Origin of the sequence: Halomarina ordinaria, from assembly GCF_030553305.1 — an archaeon.
Lineage (GTDB): Archaea > Halobacteriota > Halobacteria > Halobacteriales > Haloarculaceae > Halomarina > Halomarina ordinaria.
In genome coordinates, this window is the sequence record NZ_JARRAH010000001.1 from 2,604,267 (window position 1) to 2,625,362 (window position 21,096).

Annotated in this window: 22 protein-coding genes, 1 tRNA gene and 1 pseudogene; 13 read left to right on the forward strand and 11 right to left on the reverse strand. The window is 69.8% G+C overall.

The genetic code is table 11. The features are described from left to right. Positions 1-139 precede the first annotated feature (139 nt). Positions 140-2,330 (reverse strand): annotated as a pseudogene (locus tag P1Y20_RS13925) (NADP-dependent malic enzyme). A gap of 115 nt (positions 2,331-2,445) precedes the next feature. Here P1Y20_RS13925 and P1Y20_RS13930 point away from each other — a divergent pair. The 5 genes from P1Y20_RS13930 to P1Y20_RS13950 all read left to right on the forward strand — a co-directional run bounded on the left by P1Y20_RS13930 (position 2,446) and on the right by P1Y20_RS13950 (position 6,745). Next, complete coding sequence (locus P1Y20_RS13930; protein WP_304449257.1) at positions 2,446-3,264, forward strand: COX15/CtaA family protein; 819 nt, start codon at positions 2,446-2,448, stop codon at positions 3,262-3,264. A 117-nt stretch (positions 3,265-3,381) separates the two neighbouring features. Then, positions 3,382-4,263: a transporter substrate-binding domain-containing protein gene (locus P1Y20_RS13935; protein WP_304449258.1), complete on the forward strand. Its 882-nt coding sequence runs from the start codon at positions 3,382-3,384 to the stop codon at positions 4,261-4,263. Positions 4,264-4,266: 3 nt separating this feature from the next. Continuing rightward, positions 4,267-5,028, forward strand: a complete 762-nt coding sequence (locus P1Y20_RS13940; protein WP_304449259.1) for an amino acid ABC transporter permease — start codon at positions 4,267-4,269, stop codon at positions 5,026-5,028. Then, complete coding sequence (locus P1Y20_RS13945) at positions 5,025-5,777, forward strand: amino acid ABC transporter ATP-binding protein (protein ID WP_304449260.1); 753 nt, start codon at positions 5,025-5,027, stop codon at positions 5,775-5,777. Before P1Y20_RS13940 ends, P1Y20_RS13945 begins: the two co-directional genes overlap by 4 nt. Beyond that, on the forward strand, positions 5,774-6,745 hold the full coding sequence (locus P1Y20_RS13950) for an amino acid ABC transporter permease (RefSeq protein WP_304449261.1): 972 nt from the start codon (positions 5,774-5,776) through the stop codon (positions 6,743-6,745). Before P1Y20_RS13945 ends, P1Y20_RS13950 begins: the two co-directional genes overlap by 4 nt. Here the strand turns inward: P1Y20_RS13950 and P1Y20_RS13955 are convergent. Continuing rightward, complete coding sequence (locus tag P1Y20_RS13955) at positions 6,742-7,707, reverse strand: winged helix-turn-helix domain-containing protein (RefSeq protein WP_304449262.1); 966 nt, start codon at positions 7,705-7,707, stop codon at positions 6,742-6,744. The two genes, P1Y20_RS13950 and P1Y20_RS13955, sit on opposite strands and share 4 nt — an antisense overlap. A 201-nt stretch (positions 7,708-7,908) precedes the next feature. Here P1Y20_RS13955 and P1Y20_RS13960 point away from each other — a divergent pair, with 201 nt between their 5' ends. Continuing rightward, positions 7,909-8,283 (forward strand): DUF7344 domain-containing protein, encoded by a 375-nt coding sequence (locus P1Y20_RS13960; RefSeq protein WP_304449263.1) that lies wholly within the window; start codon positions 7,909-7,911, stop codon positions 8,281-8,283. A 46-nt stretch (positions 8,284-8,329) separates the two neighbouring features. On the opposite strand, the gene P1Y20_RS13965 is transcribed toward P1Y20_RS13960, so the two are convergent. The 3 genes from P1Y20_RS13965 to P1Y20_RS13975 are packed head-to-tail and all read right to left on the reverse strand — an operon-like array spanning position 8,330 to position 10,455. Further along, positions 8,330-9,796 (reverse strand): replication factor C large subunit, encoded by a 1,467-nt coding sequence (locus P1Y20_RS13965; protein ID WP_304449264.1) that lies wholly within the window; start codon positions 9,794-9,796, stop codon positions 8,330-8,332. A 52-nt stretch (positions 9,797-9,848) separates the two neighbouring features. Beyond that, positions 9,849-10,223, reverse strand: coding sequence for a PIN domain-containing protein (locus tag P1Y20_RS13970; RefSeq protein ID WP_304449265.1), 375 nt, complete (start codon positions 10,221-10,223; stop codon positions 9,849-9,851). A 1-nt stretch (position 10,224) separates the two neighbouring features. Continuing rightward, entirely contained in the window at positions 10,225-10,455 is a 231-nt protein-coding gene (locus P1Y20_RS13975) for an AbrB/MazE/SpoVT family DNA-binding domain-containing protein (protein WP_304449266.1), read from the reverse strand. Positions 10,456-10,762: 307 nt separating this feature from the next. Here P1Y20_RS13975 and P1Y20_RS13980 point away from each other — a divergent pair, with 307 nt between their 5' ends. Next, positions 10,763-11,122: a four-helix bundle copper-binding protein gene (locus P1Y20_RS13980; RefSeq protein WP_304449267.1), complete on the forward strand. Its 360-nt coding sequence runs from the start codon at positions 10,763-10,765 to the stop codon at positions 11,120-11,122. A gap of 76 nt (positions 11,123-11,198) precedes the next feature. Next, positions 11,199-11,789, forward strand: coding sequence for a GNAT family N-acetyltransferase (locus P1Y20_RS13985; RefSeq protein ID WP_304449268.1), 591 nt, complete (start codon positions 11,199-11,201; stop codon positions 11,787-11,789). 22 nt (positions 11,790-11,811) lie between these two features. Here the strand turns inward: P1Y20_RS13985 and P1Y20_RS13990 are convergent, their stop codons facing one another. The 3 genes from P1Y20_RS13990 to P1Y20_RS14000 all read right to left on the reverse strand — a co-directional run bounded on the left by P1Y20_RS13990 (position 11,812) and on the right by P1Y20_RS14000 (position 14,447). Continuing rightward, positions 11,812-12,333 carry a GNAT family N-acetyltransferase gene (locus tag P1Y20_RS13990; RefSeq protein WP_304449269.1) on the reverse strand — a complete coding sequence of 174 codons (522 nt, stop codon included), beginning with the start codon at positions 12,331-12,333 and terminating at the stop codon, positions 11,812-11,814. 46 nt (positions 12,334-12,379) lie between these two features. Continuing rightward, positions 12,380-13,111 carry a metal-dependent hydrolase gene (locus P1Y20_RS13995; protein ID WP_304449270.1) on the reverse strand — a complete coding sequence of 244 codons (732 nt, stop codon included), beginning with the start codon at positions 13,109-13,111 and terminating at the stop codon, positions 12,380-12,382. Between the two features lie 193 nt (positions 13,112-13,304). Continuing rightward, positions 13,305-14,447: a CBS domain-containing protein gene (locus tag P1Y20_RS14000; RefSeq protein ID WP_304449271.1), complete on the reverse strand. Its 1,143-nt coding sequence runs from the start codon at positions 14,445-14,447 to the stop codon at positions 13,305-13,307. A gap of 108 nt (positions 14,448-14,555) precedes the next feature. Here P1Y20_RS14000 and P1Y20_RS14005 point away from each other — a divergent pair, with 108 nt between their 5' ends. Next, positions 14,556-14,873 (forward strand): lycopene cyclase domain-containing protein, encoded by a 318-nt coding sequence (locus P1Y20_RS14005; RefSeq protein WP_304449272.1) that lies wholly within the window; start codon positions 14,556-14,558, stop codon positions 14,871-14,873. A 5-nt stretch (positions 14,874-14,878) separates the two neighbouring features. Here P1Y20_RS14005 and P1Y20_RS14010 read toward each other — a convergent pair whose 3' ends face one another. Further along, positions 14,879-16,120 carry an asparaginase gene (locus P1Y20_RS14010; protein WP_304449273.1) on the reverse strand — a complete coding sequence of 414 codons (1,242 nt, stop codon included), beginning with the start codon at positions 16,118-16,120 and terminating at the stop codon, positions 14,879-14,881. A gap of 412 nt (positions 16,121-16,532) precedes the next feature. After that, positions 16,533-16,607 (reverse strand) — tRNA-Val (locus P1Y20_RS14015). Between the two features lie 177 nt (positions 16,608-16,784). Between P1Y20_RS14015 and trpD the strand changes: the two genes are divergently transcribed. From trpD to trpG, 4 genes are read left to right on the forward strand one after another with little or no spacing between them, the layout of a single operon-like run. Next, entirely contained in the window at positions 16,785-17,801 is a 1,017-nt protein-coding gene (gene trpD, locus P1Y20_RS14020; protein ID WP_304449274.1) for an anthranilate phosphoribosyltransferase, read from the forward strand. Continuing rightward, complete coding sequence (locus P1Y20_RS14025; RefSeq protein WP_304449275.1) at positions 17,801-18,430, forward strand: phosphoribosylanthranilate isomerase; 630 nt, start codon at positions 17,801-17,803, stop codon at positions 18,428-18,430. The genes trpD and P1Y20_RS14025 overlap by 1 nt, the downstream gene beginning before the upstream one ends. A gap of 1 nt (position 18,431) precedes the next feature. Then, positions 18,432-20,003 carry an anthranilate synthase component I gene (gene trpE / locus P1Y20_RS14030; RefSeq protein ID WP_304449276.1) on the forward strand — a complete coding sequence of 524 codons (1,572 nt, stop codon included), beginning with the start codon at positions 18,432-18,434 and terminating at the stop codon, positions 20,001-20,003. After that, positions 20,000-20,596 (forward strand): anthranilate synthase component II, encoded by a 597-nt coding sequence (gene trpG, locus P1Y20_RS14035; protein ID WP_304449277.1) that lies wholly within the window; start codon positions 20,000-20,002, stop codon positions 20,594-20,596. The genes trpE and trpG overlap by 4 nt, the downstream gene beginning before the upstream one ends. Here trpG and P1Y20_RS14040 read toward each other — a convergent pair. Continuing rightward, entirely contained in the window at positions 20,585-20,779 is a 195-nt protein-coding gene (locus P1Y20_RS14040) for a DUF8029 family protein (protein ID WP_304449278.1), read from the reverse strand. The two genes, trpG and P1Y20_RS14040, sit on opposite strands and share 12 nt — an antisense overlap. Positions 20,780-21,096: the final 317 nt, after the last annotated feature.

Here is a 21,096-nt window from a genome sequence, read left to right on the forward strand (position 1 = left end):
CGAGTGGCTTCGACCGCCGGACCGCGGACGTGCGACGGACGACCTCGCGTCATCGACCGACCGTCGCCTGTTCGCTCCCGTACACGTCCCCCGAGGGACGGAGAGCGGCGGCGCCGTCACCCGGCGCCCTCGCCTTCGCTCACTCCTCCTGTTCGCGCTCCTGTGCGTCGACGACGGCGACGCCGGCGAGGTTGACGATGTCCTTGACCTCGTCGCCGCGCTGGAGGACGTGGACGGGTTTGTCCATGCCGACGAGCATGGGGCCGATGGCCTCCGCCCCACCGAGCCGTTGCAGGAGTTTGTAGGCGATGGAGCATCTCCTCGACGACGGCGGTGTCGGCCTGCATCTCCCCGTCGACCGGGAAGTCCACCGTCGGGTCCGACTGGAGCGTCTCGGCCGCCAGCCGCGGCTTCGCGGTCCCCTCGTTCCTGACGGAGCCGAAGTCGGAGTAGGAGAGGAAGGCGACGCGCGGTTCGACGTTGAAGCGGCGGGCGAGTTCGGCGGTGTGTTTCGCCGTCTCCGCCAGTACGTCCTCGTCGGGTGCGAGGTTCACGGTGGCGTCGGCGCAGAAGACGACGCTGTTCTTGAACGTGAGCATGTACACCCCGGCGGCGTACTCGGCGTCGTCGGCCGTTCCCACCACCTGCAGGGGCGGGCGGAGCGCCGACGGGTAGTGGTGCATCAACCCGGTGAGCATGGCGTCGGCGTCGCCCAGTTCGACCATCACGCTCCCGAGGTAGTTCCCGTCCTCGATGAGTTCGCTCGCCTCGCGGCGCGTGACGCCCTTGCGGCGGCGGAGTTCGTGGAGGCGGTCGGCGTAGGGCGCGAGGTCGCTCTCCTCGGGGTCGACGATCTCGGGGTCGAAGTCCAGCCCGAGCGAGTCGGCCGTCCGCCGAATCGTGTCGGCGCTCCCGATGAGCACCGGGTGGGCGACGCCCTGCTCCACGAGCTGGTAGGCCGCACGAATCATCTTCTCGTCGTCCCCCTCCGCGAGGACGACGCGCTTGGGGTCGCTCTTGGCCTTGTTGAGCACGACGCGCATCATCTCGCGGGACTTCCCGAGGCGCGCCTCCAGGCGCTCGACGTACGCGTCCGTGTCGAGTTCCTCGCGGGCGACGCCGCTGTCCATCGCCGCGCGCGCCACCGCGGGCGCGATCTCGAAGAGGACGCGGGGGTCGACGGGTTTGGGGAGGATGTACTCGGGGCCGTACTGCAGGGGCTGGTCGCCGTAGGCCTTCACCACCGCGTCGGGGACGTCCTGCCGGGCGAGGCCGGCCAGCGCCTCCGCCGCCGCGACCTTCATCCGTTCGTTGATGTCGGTGGCACGGACGTCGAGTGCGCCGCGGAAGATAAAGGGGAAGCCGAGGACGTTGTTGACCTGGTTGGGGTAGTCGGAGCGACCGGTGGCCATGATGACGGTGTCCTCGCGCGCCTCCTTGGCCGTCTCGTAGTCGATTTCGGGGTCAGGGTTCGCCATCGCGAAGATGATGGGGTCGGCGGCCATCGAGCGGACCATCTCCGCGTCGACGATGCCCCCCGCCGAGAGGCCGACGAGCACGTCCGCACCCTGCATCGCGTCGGCGAGACCGCCGGCCGGGAGGTCCCGGGCGAACTCCTGCTTGAACTGGTTGATGTCGCCGGCGTCGGCGCGCGCCTCCGTGATGATGCCCGTGGAGTCGCACATGGTGATGCGCTCGCGGTCCGCGCCGAGCGAGACGTAGAAACGGGCGGTGGCGATGGCGCTCGCGCCGGCGCCGGAGATGACGATGTCGAGTTCGTCGAGGGCCTTTCCGGCGATGTCGGCGGCGTTGAGGAGGGCGGCGCCGGAGATGATGGCGGTGCCGTGCTGGTCGTCGTGGAAGACGGGGATGTCCATTTCCTCGCGCAGGCGCGCCTCGATTTCGAAACACTCCGGCGCCTTGATGTCCTCCAGGTTGATGCCACCGAACGTCGGTTCCATCGACGCCGTCGTCCGGATTATCTCCTCGGCGTCGTCGGTGTCCAGTTCGATGTCGAAGACGTCGATGTCGGCGAAGCGCTTGAACAGCACCCCTTTCCCCTCCATGACGGGTTTCGAGGCCGCCGCCCCGATGTCGCCCAGGCCCAGGACGGCGGACCCGTTCGAGACGACCCCCACGAGGTTCCCCTTCGACGTGTAGGAGTACGCGAGGTCCTCGTTGTCCGCGATTTCGAGGCAGGGAGCGGCGACGCCCGGCGAGTACGCCAGCGAGAGGTCCCGCTGCGTGTTCGTCGGCTTCGTCGTCGATATCTCCAGTTTGCCCGGCGGTTCTCGTCGGTGGTAGTCGAGTGAGTCCTCCTCGATGCCCATAGCCCTATCCCGCACAGGGATGGTAAAAAGCTACCCACGAATCTGCCCTCCTCGGGGCCACACGGCGCGCCTGCCGAAGGGTGAACGTAAGTGTCCCCGGTGCCGAGTGTCGACCATGGCGAATCGCTTCCGGACCCTCGTCGGGGTGTCCGCGGGACTGACGTTCCTGCTCATCCTGCTCGGGGTCTACACCGCCGCGGCCGGCGCGGGGCTGACCTGCAACGCACGCTGGCCGCTGTGCGACGGCGCCGTCTTCGGACTGTTCCCCGCCAACTGGCCGAGTTTCATCGAGTGGTTCCACCGGCTGGTCGCGATGGTCACCGGGTTCGTCATCCTCGGTGCGACCGTCGCGGCGTGGCGGACGGGGGCCGAACGGCGCGTCCTGGCGGCCCTGGCCGTCGCGACGTTCTTCCTGCCCTCGCAGATCGTCCTCGGCGCGCTCACCGTCACGCGGTACGAACTGCTCATCCTGACCGCGCACTTCGTCACCGCGATGACCATCTTCACGGGCGTCGTCCTCGCGGCCGTCTGGACGTTCGAGGGCGGCCCGGGACGGACCCGCCGGGCCGCCGGCGTCGCGCTGGTCGCCCTGCCGATCGTCGCCGCGCTGACCCCCCGACTGCTCGTCGTCTACGACGCGAGCGCGCAGGTAGCCTACTACGCGGCGGGCCTGCTCGCCTTCGCCGCCGTCCTCGCGACGACGGTGTGGGCCGACGAGGCGACCTCCGCGCTCGCACGCGTCGCGACGGGGTTGTCGACGGCGGTGCTGTTCTGCCTGCTCGTCGTCGGCCGGCAGGTCCTCTCGGACACCGCCCAGGCGCTCGCGCTCGCCGGCGCGGTGCTCGCGTTCGCGCTCACCGGCGTCGCGCTCTGGCTGACCGCCCGGACGGGGGCGGCCGGCCCGCGGTCGGGCGGCCTCCCCGACGGCGACTGACCGACCGGTGACGCGACCGTCGCCCGTCGCGTCCGGACCCCGTACGGGGGTGAACCAGTCGTCGATGGTCGGTTCGAGTGAGTAGGTTTATTTTCCGCACCGGCCTCCTCTGCTACCATGAGTCACGAGAAATCGCTCGGACGGAGGGCGTACCTGAAGGCCGTCGGTGCCGGGTCGGCCATCGCGCTGGCCGGCTGTCTCACCGACGGTGGCGACGGCGCGGGCGGGGACGGCAACGGGTCGGACAACGCCAGCGGCAACGGGACGGGCAACGAGACCGGGAACGAGACGGCCGACCCCGTCGGCGAGGGCGGCCAGATCGTCGCCGGGACGGCCCCCGGCTTCCCGCCGTTCGAGATGGAGGAGGGCGGCGACCTCGTCGGCTTCGACGTCGACCTGCTGGAGGCCGTCGTCGGCGAGACGGACTACGAACTCTCGGGCTGGGAGACCTTCGAGTTCGGCTCGCTCATCTCGGCGCTCACGAACGGCCGCATCGACGTCATCGCCGCCGCGATGACCATCAACGAGGAACGCGAGGAGGTCATCGCCTTCACGGACGCGTACTTCGAGGCCAACCAGTCGATCCTCGTCGCGTCGGGGAGCGACTTCCAGCCCGAGGAGCTCTCGGACCTCGGCGGCCACCCCATCGGCGCCCAGAAGGGGACCACCGGGGAGGGCATCATCCAGAGCGAACTCATCGACGCCGGCGACCTCGAGGAGTCGAACTACAACGCCTACGACAACTACGTCCTCGCGGTCACCGACCTCGAGAACGGCAACATCGACGCCATCGTCGTCGACGTGCCCGTCGCGGAGACGTTCCAGCAGGAGCGCGACGTCGAGGTGGCCTTCGAGTACGAGACGGGCGAGGCCTACGGCTTCGGCGTCCGCCAGAACGACGACCAGTTGCGCGAGGCGCTCAACGAGGGCCTCGCCGCCGTCGAGGAGAACGGCACGTACGAGGACATCAGCGCCGAGTGGTTCAACACCGAGTCGTAAGCCATGGACCCGACGCAGTGGACGCTCGCGCTCTCTCCGGGCCTCCAGACGTCCCCCGGCGACTGGGCGTTCGTCTGGGACAACGCCGGCTACCTGGCGAAGGGCATCGTCATCACCGTCCTGCTGACGGCGACGAGCATGGTGCTCGGCTTCCTCGCGGGCTTCCCGGCGGGGGCCATCGAGGTGTACGGCCGGGGGCCGCTGCGCTCCGCGGTCCGGGGCGCGGGGGTCGTCCTGCGCGGGACGCCCATCCTCGTCATCCTGTTCTTGTTGTTCTTCGTCTCGCCGTTACCCCTGCCCGAGGGCGACGTCACGATTCCGCTGCTCGACGACAGCCTCTCCTTCGGGATGGGGGCGTTCCTCACGGCGACGCTCGGCCTCGGCCTCCGGAGCGCCGCCTACCAGTCACAGATATTCCGCGGGGCGCTCCAGAGCGTCAGCGAGGGGCAGATGGAGGCGGCGCGGTCGGTCGGTCTCTCGAAGGTCGCCGCCCTCCGATACGTCGTCGTCCCGCAGGCGCTCCGGCGGTCGATTCCGGGCTTCCAGAACGAGTTCACCATCGTCCTGAAGGACACGAGCATCGCGTTCGCCATCGGCCTCGCGGAGCTGTTCGCCCGGAGCGACAACCTCACGACCCAGCAGTCGACGGCGACGCTCGAACTGTTCCTCGCCATCAGCCTCGTCTACTTCGTCCTCACGTTCGCCACGAACCGCTCGCTCGACTACCTCGGTCGGTACTACGCCATCCCCGGCGGTAACTCATGAGTCAGACCCCACTGCTACGCGTCGAGAACCTGCAGAAGTCGTACGGCGAAGAGGAGGTCCTCACGGACGTCAGCTTCGACATCGAACAGCGCGACGTCGAGGTCATCATCGGGCCGAGCGGGAGCGGCAAGAGCACGCTCCTGCGCTGCGTCAACCGCCTCACTGAGTTCCAGGGCGGCGACATCCGCCTCGACGGCCAGTCCGTCCTCGAGATGAACGAGAACGACCTCCGGCGCCGCGTGGGGATGGTGTTCCAGGACATCAACCTGTTCGCGCACCTCACCGCCCGCGAGAACATCACGCTCGGACCGAAGCGCGTCCTCGGCATGAGCGGCGAGGAAGCGACCGGGACGGCCGACCGCTACCTCGCACAGGTCGGCCTCGCGGACCAGGCCGACTCCTACCCGGCGGAGCTCTCCGGCGGGCAGAAACAGCGCGTCGGCATCGCCCGGGCGCTGGCGATGGAGCCCGACATCCTGCTGTTCGACGAGCCGACGAGCGCGCTCGACCCCGAACTCGTGGGTGAGGTCCTCGAGGTCATGCGCGACCTCGCCGAGGAGGGGATGACGATGCTCGTCGTCACCCACGAGATGGGCTTCGCCCGCCGGGCGGCGACGAGCCTGATGTTCCTCGACGAGGGGTCCATCGTCGAGCGCGGTCCGCCCGAACGGCTGTTCGAGAGCCCCGAGCGCGACCGGACCGCGGAGTTCCTCCAGCGGCTCACGACGCTCGAAGAGGGCCCCGTATGAGCGGGGAGACGGTCACGCGCTCGCGCCTCTCGCTCCCCTCGTGGGGACAGGTCGGCTTCGTCGCCGGGGTCCTCTTCTGGGCGTGGCTCGTGGTGCGCTGGCTCGCGCTGTGGGTCGGCTACACCGAGCCGTTCTTCCCGGCGGGGCCGTTCGAGCGCGCCGCCGAGGGGCTCACCGTCGACGCCGAGGTCATCGGCGGGACGACGGGCGCGCTCGCGCGGCCGGCCGATATCGCCGCCGGCCTGCTCTCGTGGTGCGGCGACGTCGCCGGGTTCGTCGCCATCGGCGTCACGAGCCTGCCGGACCTCGCCGCCGGCGCGTGGGTGACCGTCGTCCTCACCGTCGCGGGTATCCTGCTCGGCCTCCCCATCGCCATCGCGCTCAGCGTCGCGCGCATCTACGGCGGTCGGCTCACGCGCGCGCTGTCGCTCGGCTACATCGAACTCATCCGCGGGACGCCGCTGCTCGCCCAGCTGTTCGTCGTCTACTACGGGCTGAACCTCTCGCAGTACTTCCGCGACCTCACCGTCGGCGTGCTCCCGAGTGCCGCGGTCTGGGTCGCCATCGTCGGCTTCACGGTCAACAGCGCCGCCTACCAGGCGGAGTACATCCGCGCGGCCGTCGAGTCGGTCGACGAGGGGCAACTGACCGCCGCGCGGTCGATCGGCCTCTCGCGGCTCGACGGCATCCGCTACGTCGTCCTGCCCCAGGGCCTCAGGTACGCGATTCCCGGCTGGACGAACGAGCTCGTCTACCTCATCAAGTACTCCTCGCTGGCGACGTTCATCACGGTCGTCGAACTGTTCACCGAGGGCGAGGCCATCGCCAACGCCACGTTCCGCTACCAGGACGTCTACATCCTGCTCGGGCTGTTCTACCTCGCGCTCGTCCTCTCGGCGACGGTGTTCATGGACCGCGTCGAGCGCGCCGTCGCCATCCCCGGTCTCGGCGTCGACGAGGGTCGCTAGCCGGTCTGGCCCGCCGGCTCGAACGCGACCGTCAGGTCGTCGGACACCGTGAACAGTCCCGTGAGCGTCGGGAGGGTGAGGTCGTACTCGACACGCGGGCGGTCGCCCTCGACCACCTCGAACGGCCACCGCGAGGGCGGTGCGGCCTCCCCCCACGACCGGAAGAGGTGGACGCCCGCCTCCTCGAAGGCGGCCACCAGCGTCGGCTCGGCGAGCACCGCGTAGATGGGCGGCACCCCCCGGAACTGCGAGCAGACGTCGCAGGTGACGCGCGCCAGCGCGGGGATGGCTCGCAGGCAGGCCGGACAGAGCTCCTCGCCGTCGAAGCGGTGGTCCGAACAGACCGACAGGGTGGGCGAGACGGTCCCCGCGCACGTCGGACAGACGCCGTCGAGCATCGCCGCCGTCATGTGGCTGAACCGCCGGTGGGCCGCGTCGAGCACCTCCTGCGGCGTCCGGCCGCGGAGTCCCGCCGGGGGGACGCGCAGCCAGCCGAGCGTCCCCTCGGGGTGGTCGGCGTGGCTCCGGAGGCCGCCCGAACACGCCGAACAGACCGCGTAGAGGTACTCGCGCCGGTAGCGCGTCTCCAGACGGCTCCCACAGCGCGGGCAGGCGGTGTCGACGCCGACGGGACCGTAGGACGGGTCGGCGGTGATGGTCCCCGCGACGACGGCCCGGACGACGTTCTTGCCCGCCTGCCGGAGCCGGTATCCCCCGTCGACGCGCTCGATGAACGTCCCGACCAGCCGGTCGAGGTGGTAGTTGAGGTTCCCGCTGTCGACGCCGAGTGCCTCCCGGATGGCGGAGAACGGGAGGACGCCGTCGCGGCCCGCCTCGCCGTGGTCGGCCTCCGACCAGATGGTCCTGAGGACCGCGAGCCGGGTCTCGTTGCCGAGGAGGGCGAACGCCTCCTCCGGAGTCGTGCTGTCGTCGGTCTGCTCTCCGGAGAATGACGTGTCCATGTGAACGTCTCGCTCGGAGGAGTCTTAAGTCGACCCGTCGAGTCCGGTCGGCGAACGAAAACGTAATGCGAGTGTGACAGTAACGTGCTGCTGTAAAGGTTGATAGTCTCTCACTCGTACGTTCAACACGGAATCGTTCGCGACCCGGGTGACCGCGACTCCCGTCCCCCGGCCGTTTCGACTGTTCACTGACACCGATCGATGGACTCCCCCCACGCCCAGACACTGACAGACGCCCCGTCCGACGACCGTCTCACGACGACCCTCGACCTCCTCGGTTCGCGTCGCCGTCGCCGTCTCGTCGCGCTCGTCGCCACGAGCGACGACCCCCTCCCGATAGAGACGGTCGTCGACCGACTGCTCGACAGCCCCGACCCGGCCGACGACCGCCACTCGGTCGCGCTCTCGCTCCACCACGCGCACCTCCCGCGCCTCGACGACGCCGCCGTCGTCGACTACGACCCGATGGACGGGATGGTCGCCGCCGGCCCGAACGCGGCGTACGTCGCGTTCGTCGCCTCGGCGCTCACCCGCGCGGACGCCAACGCACCCGACCCGGCGATTCCCCTCTCCTGAGGCGGTCGCTCCGCGGTCGGTCGACCGCCCTCCGAGCGGGGTACCGTCAGAAGAAGTCGCCCAGCCCCGACTGCTGGTCGTCGTTCGCCGTCGCGTCGTCGCTCGCGTCGGTCGCCTCCGCGTCGGCCTCGTCCGGTTCGCCCGCCCCGTCCACCCCCGCGTTCGTCTCGTCCCCCTCGCGCTCCTCTGGCTCGCTCGTACTCGCGCGTGCGCCCTCGAAGGCGCCACCCGAGTGCTCGACGGCCGCCGCCTCCCGGCGCTCGACGGCGTCCTCGACGATGGACTGGACCTTGTTCGTGTCCTTCCCGCTGCCCGTGACGAACGCGAGGTGGTCCGCCTCCAGTTCGTAGTGCGCCGCCATCTCGACGGTCAGCTCTCGGTTCTTGCAGTGGTGGGTCATCGCCGCGAGGTAGGGGAGGACCTCCCGGCGGGCCGTCGCGATGCTCATGCCGCCCACCTCGGCGACGTGGCGGGCGACGTAGTCGCGTTTGTCGCGGCTCGCCCGCGAGCGCCCGAGTTTCGACCAGTAACTCGGCGGGCCGTAGCGCGTCCACCCGCCCTTGGGTTCGGCGCGGGCAGCGGCCACCCCGGCGGTCATGTTGTCGCTCGCGTAGCGCCAGTAGCTGTAGTTCTGCGTCGCCCGGACGCGCCCCAGCCAGCGGTCGGCGTCGGCGAGCGCGTCGTAGGCGTCGGCCAGCTCCGCGCCGGCGTAGTCCTTCGGGACGTTGTCCTCGATCCAGTTGATGGCGTCGTCGGGCGTCTCGTCGACGTCGTAGGAGAACTTCAGCGCCCCCTCGGCGTCCTCCTCCTTGAAGACGGCGTCGAGCAGGTCGAAGATGCCCTCCGTCCGGTCGCGCGCCCCCGTCGTCACGTCCTCGCGGGTGAGGCGTTCCGTGGTCTCGGCGAGCGCCTGCAGGTCGTTGACCGCCCCCCGGAGGTCGCCGCTGTTGGCCTCCGCGATGGCCTCCAGCGCCTCGCTCTCGTACTCGACGTCCTCGCGGCGGCAGATGTCCCGGAGGACGGGAACGATGGAACGTGCCGAGACGTCGCGGAACTCGACGGTCCGGCAGGCCTTCCGCAGCGCCTGTGACATGTCGTAGAACTCGTTGGCGATGAGGACGACCGGCTGGTTGGCCTCCTTGACGAGCGAGGTGACGGCGCGCGCCCCGCCGCGGTCGGCGTTGCCGTGGATGTTGTCGGCCTCGTCGAGGACGACCAGCTGTCGGCCCGTTCCCGTGAGCGACTGGTTCATGGCCGCGCCGCCCGCGTAGCGCTCGATGGCGTCCTTCGTGCGCTGGTCCGAGGCGTTGAGTTCGATGGTCGGCCAGCCCATGTCGTTGGCCAGCGCGTGCGCCGCCGAGGTCTTCCCCACGCCCGGCGACCCGTGGACGATGACCGCCTCGCGGTGGTCGTCCCACGTCTCCGCCCACTCGCGCAGGGCGTCGCGAGCCTTGTTGTTCCCGCGTACCTCCGCGAGCGTCGACGGGCGGTACTTCTCCGTCCAGTCGGTCATTACCGGAGGGAGGCGCGAGTCGCGTTTAGTGGTTCCGGAGCGCCGCGCGCCGCTATTCCTCGCTTGCAGCTCGCAGGTCGAGTCGCGGGGCGACCCCCTCGTACGCGCCGTCGCTGGAGACGACCGTGTCCCCGTCGGATTCGACGAGGTGGAGCGCGTCGAAGGGGGTGAAGTCGTGGTCCTCGACGTACGTCGCCGCCGCGACGACGGTCTCCACGTCGCCGCGCACCTCCACGAGGGCAGCGGCGTTCGTGACGACGCGCTCGGTGTCTCGCTCCTCGCGGTAGGCCACCAGCAAGAGTTCGATGAGCGTGAACTGGGAGGTCCAGAGTTCGTCCCGGTGCTCTCGGTACACCGCCTCGGCCGCCTCGCCGAGCCAGTCCTCGTCCTTGACGAGCGCGAGCAGGAAGTCCGTCTCCGCGTACATCTCAGCGACCGGCCTCGTCGAGTGCCGTCTCGCGTGCCCGCTCGCGGAGTTCGGCAGCCGTCGTCCCGACATCCTCGAACTCGTCTCGGAGCGCCTCCAGCGGGTCGTCGGCGACCGGAACCAGTTTGATTCCGTCGTGGAGGTCGACGATGTGGTAGCGGTCGCCGTACCGCTCGCGCAGTTCCTTCGGGAGCGTCAGTCGGCCCCGGTCGTCGAGCGTCGCGTCCGACATGTACGACCATTTGGTGGGTATCCGCAAAAACGTTCCCCGAAATCGCTCCCGGACCCACCGTGCGGCGTGTGTCGGTGTCGGGGGTGGGCCGCGAGGGTCGGTCGAACACCGGAGTTCGTCGGCCGAGACCGGCCGCCCCACACCTTCCGTCCGCCCCGGTAGCCGTTCTCCCGTCGCACGCCGGCCGCCCCGGATTCGTTAGGTACGGACCCTTCGCGACTTACGATGCCCGGAATCGTCCCCCCGACCGCGCGACGGTTCGTGAGCGACAAACGACAAAAACGAGACGCCCGATAGCTAGAGTGCGATGTCACTGACAGAGACCATCTCCCGGAACGACCGTCTGAGCGACGAACAGCGCGACTGCATCGACAACTGCCTCAGCGCCGCCGAGACCTGCGAGTGGTGCGCGGACGCGTGCATCGACGAGGGCGAGGGGATGGAGGAGTGCATCCGCCTCTGTCGAGACGTGGCGGACCTCACGGCCCTCCACGCCCGGTTCATGGCGCGCGACTCGGACTACAGTGCCGACCTCGCGGCGACCTGCGCCGACGCCTGCGAGGCGTGCGCCGACGAGTGCGAACAGCACGACCACGACCACTGCCAGGTCTGCGCGGACGTCCTCCGCGACTGCGCGGAGACCTGCCGCGAGATGGCGAGCGCGTAACGCGCTCGTCGGGCGGCGTGCGACGGTGTCACGTACATAGAGAACGTTTTTCGCCCGGTCGGGCGCAGTCACGCCCGTGTTCCCCGAGACCATCGAGACCGACCGGCTCAGCCTCGAACGCCTCACGACCGACGACGTGCTCGACCTGTACGAGCACGCGCGCGCCGGCGCGCCCCACATCGACGAGATAACGCGTCACGTCAACTGGGACCCCCACGAGACGCCCGGCGAGACCCACGAGTTCGTCGCCGCGATGGAGGAGGGGTGGGACGAACGAACCCACGCGACGTACGTCGTTCGCACGCGCGAGGGCGAACCGCTCGCGGGCGACCTCGGCGGCACGACCGGCCTCGAGTTCGACTGGGACCGTCGCAGGGCGGGCCTCGGCCTGTGGCTCCGGAAGCCGCTGTGGGGACGGGGGTACTCGGGCGAGCGCGCCGGCGCCCTCCTCGCCCTCGCCTTCGAGCGCCTCGACCTCGACCTGGTGTACGTGACCCACGACCCCGAGAACGACGCCTCGCGCCGCGCCATCGAGAAGTACGTCGAGCGTTTCGGCGGCCGGCGCGAGGGGACGGTGCGAAACGCCCTCCAGTACGCCTCGGGGCGGGTCGCCGACGAGGTGCGCTACAGCATCTCGGGGGCGGAGTACCGCGCGAGCGTCGAGTGACGGGCCCCGTCGGTGACGACCGTTACCTCCTCGAACGCTTCGTCCCGCCGACCGACCGGGCGACCAGCTCCGCCCACGGCTCGAAGTCGAAGCGCTCGTAGAACCGGGCGGCGCGCTCGTTCTCCGGGTCGACGTCGAGGACGACTCGGTCGAGGGGGAGGGACTGCTCGGCCGCGTGCGCGAGCGCCGCCTCGAACAGGTCGTCCGCGAGGCCGCTCCCTCGGTACTCGGGCGCGAGGTAGAGTTCGTTGACGACGGCGGCGTCCCAGATGTAGGCGAGGTCGGCGGGGAGGAGGAAGCAGTATCCCACGGGGCCGTCGTCGTCGGCGACGAGGACGCACCCGGGGTCCCGACGGACGCAGTCGGCGACCCACTCGCGGTAGCCGGCGCGGTAGTCGTCGGTGAGTTTCCCCTCGTAGCGGGCGGCCTTCTCGTCGTCGGCGCTCCCGAGTTCGCGCTCGAAGGCGCGTTTCAGTGACCAGAGGGCGGGCCAGTCGGCGTCGTGGTCGTAAGGTCTGACGGTCGCGTCGGTCGAATCGTCCATGGTGGGAGGTGCCCGCGCCCCGGCCATAGCGCCCTCGATTTCCCACTCAGTCGGCCGGGTCCGGCGTGACCACCTCCGGGCGGACGGTGCCGTAGGTACGCAACAGGCGTCGGCCGGCGAGTACCACGACTCCCGAGACCAGCAGGAGCAGTTCCCACCCCGAGCGGACGAGGGGGAACACGCGCTCGGTCCCCGGCGACTCCGGCCCCGGGGTCGGGTCGATGGCGCTGCCGACGTGGACCTCGTCCGAGGAGCCGAACCCGCTGGCGCCGCCGTCCTCGGTGTCGGCGTCGCTGGCGACGTAGATGGTGCCCGCGATGGTCCCCGGTTCGGCTCCGGGCGGGAGCGTGAACGTCTGGACGAGGCCCCGTTCGGTCGAGTAGGCGATGGCGCCGTCGAGTTCGTAGAACTGGTCGTGGACGGGGTAGAGCACGTTCACCCCGCCGTTGGTGAGGTCGAGGCCGATGCCGGCGAGGACGTAGACGAGCACGCAGGCCCACGCCAGTCGAACCCCTCGTGCGCCGAAGCGTCCGGCGACGACCCCCTCCCGTCGGAGGTGGGTGTCCACGAGGAGGGCGGCGGCGAGCGCGAGCGGGACGACGAGCGTGTGTAACAGCGCCCGGTGGGCCCCGGGGATGTAGAGGCCCGCGAGGGCGTCGAGGTCGGGAAGCACCGTCACCACGAGCACCGCGAGCGCGGCCCGCCACGTGAATCCACGGCCCAGCAGGGCCGCCCCGAGTACCAGTCCCAGCGCGACGTGTACCACCAACGAAGGCATCTCTGCCCCGGCTTCGAACGACGGCGGTTAGGTTATTTTTCTGCTATCCGTGACTACCTCTCCGAGTGGACTCTTTATCCGGGCGTGTGGTCGACCGGTCGGGGACTGCAAGCCCCGCTTACGCCGGCGCTCCGTGGACCGGTTCCCGCCGCGCTCGGCGTGAAATCGTATCGAAAATAGAGAATGTCGGGCTCTACAGCTCGTTGAGCTTCCGGAGGAGCTGGCCGCGGTACTGCTCGTCGCTCTCGATGCCCTTCATCTCGATGACGTTGCGTTCGAGGCGGTCGAGCGCGACGCGGAAGGCGGACTCGGCGCCGTAGCCCTCGCCGGAGCCGGCGACCTGCCCGTGGCTGGTCCGGAGGCGGATCTGGCACTGGATGAGGGGCGTGCCGCGGAGTTTCTCCTTGTGGCGGTGGAACCGCACGTGGGCGTGCTGGACGGACATCCGCTGGTACTTCTCGACGACCGACTCGATGCTCTGGCGTATCTCGTCGCGGGTGAGCGTGTCGAGCAGGTCGATGTTCGTTATCTGGACGTCCATGTGCTCCTCCTCGGTGTAGGTGAGCGCGCGGAGGACGTCCGTCTTGGTGAGGATGCCCGCCGGGAGGCTGTCGTCGTACTCGGGGGTGACGACGAGGCCGGCGTAGTCCATCTCGAACATGAGCTCGACCGCCTCGTCGACCGTCGACTCGATGTCGATGGTCGTCACGGGGCTGGCCATCACGTCGTACACCGGGATGTCGAGGATGCGCTCGATGTCGCCCGCCCGGTCGCCCTGCGTCGGCTTGTCCATGTTACGGACGACGACGTCGACGATGTCGTGGGTGGTCACCATCCCCGTCAGGCGGCCGTTCTCGTTGACCACGGGGAGCCGGGAGACGCCGTTCTCGCGCAGGAGGTTGATGGCCCGACCGACGTGGGTGTCCTCCGTGACGGTGACGATGTCCTTGGTGAATATCTGGTCGACGGTGAGCACCGAGAGGTTCTCGACGACGGCCTCCAGGATGGCGTCGGCGGTGACGATGCCCCAGAGCCCGTCGCCCTCGAAGACGGGGGCGACCTTCGTGTCGCCCTCGACGAGCATGCGCGCGACCTCGCGGACGTCGGTAGTTCGGTCTACTTTCGGCGCGGACTTCGTCATCGCCGCGGCCTTCATGTCGTCTTCGACGTGCGACTGAAGCAACTGCTGCTGGGTGATGACGCCCTTGTACCCGCCGTCGTTGGTGACGATGACGCCCTTCGGGTTCTCGTGTTCGAATATCGAACGAACCTTGGAGAGGCGTTTTTCTCCGTCCACCTCGACGAACTCCCGGGTCGCGATGTCTGCGATGTCCATAGTTCTCTCCGTGTCACCCTTCCGCACCCGACGTTATCAAGGTTGGCGCGGGGGCAGCGCTGTCCGTCAGCCCCGTGACGATTTGTCTCCGGAGACCGGAGGCGAACTATGGTGGACATCTCCGTCTTCGGCCCCTACACGTACCTCGTGACCGAACTCCTCTGGGGCGTCGTCGCCGTCGCGCTCGTGTCCTACGCGGACGCCTGGCGCGAGGCCGCCCGGACCACGCTCGTCCTCTACCCCGCCGCCTACGTCTGGGACTGGTATACCCTCCACGTCGGCGTCTTCGAAATCCCGCTCCGGACCGGCGTCGACCTGCTCGGCATCCCCGTCGAGGAGCACATCTTCATGCTGCTCATCCCGACGATGGTCGTCGGCGCGCACGAGACGCTCGCGAAGGTCCTCGACGACCCCGACGACCGGTAACGACGTCAGCCGAGCGTCGACGGCGCCGGGACCGCGATGCCGTACTTGTTGTCCTCCATCGTCTTCCGGACCACCTCGAGGTCGCTCGAGAGGCCGGGGTAGGAGCCGGTCATCGTCAGCGCGACCATCACGTGTAACCGCGCCTTCCACGCGGGCAGGTCCTCCATGACGACGATGTCACCCGTCCGGTCGTCGTCGTACCCCGGGTTCAGCGGCGCCCAGTGGACGCGCGTGCTGCGGGCGACGGGAATCCCCGCCTCCAGGGCGGCCTCCGTCGCCTCCGTGATGGCCGGCGAGACGCCGCCGCCGAAGCCCGTCGCGAGTACGACGGCCCCGTCGACGTGGTAGTCGCCGGCGACCGCCTGCTCGAGGGTGTACGACTCCGCGCCCGCCCCGTGCGTGACGATGGGGACGGTCATGTCGGGGACGGCGTCCAGGTCGCAGTGCGAGAGGTTCGCGGAGTAACTACCCGGTTCGCGGTAGAGCACGAGTTCGTTGTCGGTGAAGTAACCGATGGGACCGGCCGGCCCGGACTCGAACGTCTCGACCTTCGTCGTCCACGTCTTGGTCACGTCGCGCGCCGCGTGGATGGTGTCGTTCAGGACGACGTAGACCCCACAGGGTTCGTCGTCCAGGTGGAACTCCGTCCGGGTGAGCATCCTGACGGCCGTGAGCAGGTTCGCCGGGCCGTCGGCGCTCGTCGCGTCGGAGGGCCGCATCGCCCCGACGAACGCCACCGGGATGTCGAGGTCGAGCACCAGGTCGTTGAAGAACGCGTCCTCCTCGATGGCGTCGGTCCCGTGGGTGACGATGACGCCGTCGACGCCGTCGGCCTCGGCGCGCATCGCCTCCTTCGCCACCGCGACGTAGTCCTCGACCAGCAGGCTCGAACTCCCCTTCTGGGCGACCTGCACGAAGTCGACGTTCACGAAGTACTCCAGTTCGGGGACCGCCGCCACGATGGCCTCGGCCTGGTTGGCGAGGGAGTAGCCGCCGTCCTCGGCCGCCTCCTGCGAACTCGCGATGGTCCCCCCGGTGCCGACGACCCGGATGGTGGGCCGGTCGCCCTCCGCCGGGAGGTCCCGTTCGGTGAGCTGACTCCCCTCCGGGTCCGCCGCCGCCGAACCCGCCAGCAAGCCGGCGCCGCCAGCCACTCCCGCAAGTTTCAGAAATTCTCTCCTGTTCGGCATGAAACTGCCACTTTTCTCGTCTTCTGCTGCCCGAGTGCTCGGTTTTTCGCCTGACATACGACCGCACCAACGAGATTCAGGATATAAACGTTGTGTTGTATGAAATACTACGACGCTTAGTTAGACATACACGGTGAATCGATATTAATTTTCTATACTCCGTCGAATTTCACGACCGGACCACACGTGTTCGTACCGTCCCCCGTCGGCTCGCTCCGATGGAGCACGGCCTGCTTCGAACCGGGGTCGTTCCGTGCACGTTCGGTCGCTCCCGAGTCCGACCGACCAGAACCGTGTGCCGCGATGCAACCGGTCGCTCCGTTCTCGGGTGTTGTGCCGTGAGAATGGGTCTGGAGCGGATTTGACCCACGGCCGCTCGCTTCCGCTCGCTCTCTGGGTCAAATCCGCCTGTGCCGCTATTCGGTGGCGCTGACTCCTCGCTTCGCTCGTCGTGTTGCGCCACCAGAAGTGGGTTGGGGCAGATTTGAACTGCCGACCTCCTCCATGTCAAGGAGGTGTCATAACCAGCCTAGACCACCAACCCGCGCTTGCGTGCATTTCCCGATACCCGACAGGGATACTTGAACCTTTCCGAACGCCGTCGGGCGTGTAGCGGCCTCGCACGTTCGGTCCGACCGAGGGGTCCCCTCGTCTCCGACAGGTTCATTACGATGCACAGGTTTGTACGTCATATACCAATAATCGACATCGGTACCCACCCATGATTGACTACATCGAGCGCGTCACCGACGGCGCGGACCTGACACAGGCGGAGGCACGGGAGGCGGCCACGGCGGTGTTCGACGGGGCGACCGAGGCGCAGATCGGCGCGCTGCTGGCCGCCCTCCGCGCCAAGGGCGAGACCGAGGCGGAGATAGCGGGCTTCGCACAGGGGATGCGCGACGCGGCGCTGACCATCTCGCCCGACCGCTCGCCGCTGGTCGACACCTGCGGCACCGGGGGCGACGACTACGACACCATCAACGTCTCGACGACCAGCGCCATCGTCGCCAGCGGCGCGGGCGTCCCCGTCGCCAAACACGGCAACTACTCCGTCTCCTCCTCCTCGGGGAGCGCCGACGTGCTCACCGAGGTGGGCGTGGAGGTGGACGCCGACCCCGAGGCCGTCGAGGCCGCCATCGAGGCCGACGGCATCGGCTTCATGCTCGCACCCGTCTTCCACCCCGCGATGAAGGCCGTCATCGGCCCGCGCAAGGAACTCGGTATCCGGACGCTGTTCAACGTGCTCGGCCCGCTGACGAACCCCGCCGGGGCGGACGCGCAGGTGGTCGGCGTCTACGACGCGGACCTCGTTCCGGTGCTCGCCCGGGCGCTCGCGAACCTCCCCGTCGAGCGCGCGCTCGTCGTCCACGGCGACGGCATGGACGAGTTCTGTCTCCACGGCGAGTCCGTCGTCGCCGAGGTGGACGGCGAGACCATCGAGCAGTACACCCTCACGCCCGCGGACGTCGGCCTCGACGCCGCGCCGGTCGAGGCCGTCGCCGGCGGCACGCCGAGCGAGAACGCCGCCGCGCTCCGGGGCATCGTCGAGGGCGACGTGACCGGCCCCAAGCGCGACGTCATCCTGCTCAACGCGGGGGCGGCCGTCTACGTCGCGGGCGAGGCCGACACCGTCGCGGCGGGCGTCGAGCGCGCCCGCGAGGCCATCGACTCCGGCGCCGCCGCCGCGAAACTGGACGACCTCCGGACGGGCGTCTCGGTCCCCCCCTCGACCTGATGGCGCGCGTGAAACTCTGCGGCATCACGACCGCCAGCGACCGCGACGCCGCCGTCGCGGCCGGCGCCGACGCCCTCGGCTTCATCAGCGAGGTGTCGGTCGACACCCACCGCGAACTCCTGCCCGAGGACGCCGCGGCGCTCGTCGCGAGCACCCCGCCGTTCGTCACGACGACGCTCGTGACGATGCCCGACTCGCCCGCGGCGGGCGCCGACCTCGTCGCGCGCGTCCGGCCGGACGTCGTGCAGGTCCACGGCCTCTCGCCGGCCGACATCGAGACGCTCGCCGCGGCCGTGGACGCCCGGGTCGTCGCGGCCGTCGGCGCCGACGAGCCCGACGTCGTCGCGTACGCCGACGGCGCGGATGCCCTCCTCGTCGACACGCCCGCGACGGACGGGGGCGGCGGCACCGGCGAGACACACGACTGGGCGCGCACCCGGTCGGTCGTCGAGGACCTCGACACCCCGGTGGTCCTCGCGGGGGGACTGACCCCGGCGAACGTCGGCGAGGCCGTCGCCAGCGTCGACCCCTACGCCGTCGACGTGGCGAGCGGCGTCGAGGGACCGGACGGCCGGAAGGACGACGCGGCGATGCGGGCGTTCGTCGCCGGCGCGCGGGGGGCGGTCTGAGATGCCGACTCCTGCGCTCTCTCGCACCCGCGACGAGTTCGCCGACCTCGCGGGCGACGGACCGGCCGTCGTCCACGTCGCGGCGGACCTCGACGTCGACTGCGACCCGCTGACCGCCTACGCCGCGCTCCGGGCCGACGCCGACCGGCCGTTCTCGTTCCTGCTCGAGAGCGGCGAGAAGGTCGCCTCCCACGACCCCGACGGGGCGTTCGCGCCCGAGGAGGCGACCCGCCACGCGCGCTACTCCTACGTCGGCGTCGACCCGGCGGCCGTCGTCACGCTCGGCCCCGACGGCCCCAGCGTGGACGTCTTCGAGGCGCGTTACGCGGACGCCCTCCGCGCCGAATCGGACGGCGACGTCCTCGACGACCTGCGCGCGGCGCTCCCCGACGTCGAGCGCCGCGGCTTCGAGCGCGCGGAGCGCTTCGCGGGCGGCCTCGTCGGCTTCCTCGCCTACGACGCCGTCTACGACCTCTGGCTGGAGGAGGTCGGCGTCGAGCGCCCCGACTCGCCCGTCCCCGACGCACAGTTCGTCCTCAGCGAGACGACGCTCGCGTTCGACCACCACCGCGAGCGCTGTCGCCTCGTCTTCACGCCCCTGGTCGGCGACGACGACGACCCCGAGGGGGTCTACGACGCCCTGCTCGCGACCGCCGAACGCGTGGACGGGGTGCTCTCGGACGCGACGCCGCCGACCCGCGGGGGGTTCCAGCGGACCGGCGAGCGCGCCGGGTCGCGCGAGGCGTACGAGGCGGCCGTCCGTCGCGCGAAGGAGCACGTCCTCGACGGCGACATCTACCAGGGCGTCGTCTCGCGCGAGCGCGAACTCCGCGGCGAGGTCGACCCCCTCCGTCTCTACGCCTCGCTGCGCGAAATCAACCCCTCCCCCTACATGTACGTCCTCGACTACGACGAGCGGACCGTCGTCGGCGCCAGCCCCGAGACGCTCGTGTCGGTGCGCGACGGCCGCGTCACCGCCAACCCCATCGCGGGCACCTGCGCCCGCGGGACGAGTCCCGTCGAGGACCGGCGGCTGGCGGGCGAACTCCTCGCCGACGACAAGGAGCGCGCCGAGCACACGATGCTCGTCGACCTCGCGCGCAACGACGTCCGGCGCGTGAGCGAACCGGGCAGCGTCCGCGTCGAGGAGTTCATGAACGTCCTGAAGTACAGCCACGTCCAGCACATCGAGTCGACCGTCACGGGACGGCTCGCGCCGCCGTTCGACGCCTTCGACGCCACGCGCGCTTCCTTCCCCGCGGGGACGCTCTCGGGCGCGCCGAAGGTCCGGGCGATGGAACTCATCGACGAACTGGAGGAGACGCCGCGCGGCATCTACGGCGGCGGCGTCGGCTACTTCTCGTGGGACGGCGACGCCGACGTCGCCATCGTCATCCGCTCGGCGCTGGTCGAACGCGACGGCGCGGAGACGAGCGTCACCGTCCGGGCGGGCGCGGGGCTCGTCGCCGACAGCGACCCCGCCGCGGAGTACGAGGAGACGGAGAAGAAGATGCGGGGGGTGCTCGCCGCCCTGGAGGCCATCGAGCGGCCGCCGACGGAGGTGTCGCGGTGAGTCCCCGGGTCCTGTTCGTCGACAACTTCGACTCGTTCACGTACAACCTCGTCGAGTACGTCTCCCAGCACGCGGAGACGACCGTCGTGAAGAACACCGCCTCGCTCGCCGACGTGCGCGCGGCCGACCCGGACGCCATCGTCCTCAGCCCCGGGCCGGGCCACCCGGCGAACGACCGCGACGTGGGCGTCACCCTCGACGTCCTCCGGGAGGTGAGCCCCGAGGTGCCGACCCTCGGGGTCTGTCTCGGTCTGGAGGCGGCCGTCTACGCCTACGGCGGGTCGGTGGGCCACGCGCCCGAGCCGATTCACGGCAAGGCGTTCCCCGTCGACCACGACGGCCGGGGGGTCTTCGAGGGGCTCCCCTCGCCCCTGCGCGGCGGGCGCTACCACTCGCTCGTCGCCACCGAGGTCCCCGACTGCTTCACCGTGAGCGCGACCACCGAGGCCGACGGCGCGCGCCTCGTCATGGGCGTGCGCCACCGCGAGTACCCCATCGAGTGCGTCCAGTTCCACCCCGAGAGCGTGCTCACGGCCCACGGCCACGACCTGATGCGGAACTTCGTCGCGGGTGCCCGGCGGTTAGAACAGTAGCGCCGCGGCGAACGGGGCGCTCACGACGTCGAAGACCCAGAGACCGACCACGACGAGCGCCGCGACCACGACGAGTTTCCACGCGACGCGGAGGGCGAGCCGGCCGACGAGGACGAGCGCCCCGAGGACCGCGAGCGCCGTCAGGGCGTCGACGGGGACGGACTGGAGGAGGGTGGCGTCCATACCCCCTACTACGTCGGTGGGGGGTAAACGGTATCGGCTCGGGAGCGACAGGCTCGCCGCCCCTCGGTCGCCCCCGACCCCTTCGTTTCAGTGTCGAACCTCCCTGTCTTTTCGCCTCGAACAGGTCTGCAGTCGTACGGTTTTTCGCCGACAGACTCACTTTCACTCCGGTCTACCTACGGTTATAGGATGGGAGTCCCTCGGATGGTGACGTGCACCCGGACGTGGAGAGCCCCCGGTCGGGTGCGTTCGAACACGCGGACTACTCGGAGTCGTCGCGACCCAGACGATGGGTTCAACTGGCTCCAACGGAACTA